Origin of the sequence: Salinicola lusitanus (assembly GCF_003206045.1) — a bacterium.
Lineage (GTDB): Bacteria > Pseudomonadota > Gammaproteobacteria > Pseudomonadales > Halomonadaceae > Salinicola > Salinicola lusitanus.
Genome location: NZ_PZJM01000023.1, coordinates 1 through 640 on the forward strand (window position 1 = coordinate 1; position 640 = coordinate 640).

Sequence of the window (640 nt, forward strand, 5' to 3'; positions counted from 1 at the left end):
ACGCCCTGAGCGGCGGAGACGTTGACGGTAGCGTTTTCACCCGTGGTTTGGGTGTCAGCCTTGGCCACCGGGACGTCGTTGGTCCCGGTGACGGTGATCGTTACCGTCTGCGGCGCACTCACCCCACCGTCGTTGTCGGTCGCCGTATAAGTGAAGGTGACATCGCGGCTTTCGCCAGCCGGCAAGCTATCGAAGTCATCACCCGGGGTGAAGGTATAGCTACCGTCTCTATTGAAAGTCAGCGTGCCATTACCGTCGCCGACGTTCTGCACCAGCTGATAACTCTCCACCGTGCCATCGATATCGGTCGCCGCCGGTACCTGGCTGGTCAGGACGGTATTTTCCTCCGTCGTGGCCGTGGCCGCCTGAGCGNNGTGACGGTGATGGTTACCGTCTGCGGGGCGCTGACGCCGCCGTTATTGTCGGTGGCGGTGTAGCTGAAAGTGACATCACGACTTTCACCCGCCGGCAGACTGTCGAAGTCTGCTCCCGGATTGAAGCTATAGCTGCCGTCGCTATTGAAGCTGAGGCTGCCGTTACCCTGACCAACGCCGGTCGCGAGCTGGTAGCTCTCGACCGTGCCATCCACATCGGTGGCCGCCGGCACGCTACCTTCGAGCACCTGGTTCTCACCGGTGGT

At 61.8% G+C, this 640-nt stretch carries 2 protein-coding genes; both read right to left on the reverse strand.

Annotated elements, in window-relative coordinates:
• Positions 1–332, reverse strand: a 332-nt coding sequence (locus DOM45_RS19910) for a VCBS domain-containing protein (RefSeq protein WP_167404636.1), incomplete at its 3' end; no start/stop codon positions are given.
• The coding region (locus tag DOM45_RS19915; protein ID WP_167404635.1) for an Ig-like domain-containing protein at positions 329–640 on the reverse strand (312 nt) is incomplete at its 5' end. The genes DOM45_RS19910 and DOM45_RS19915, both read right to left, overlap by 4 nt.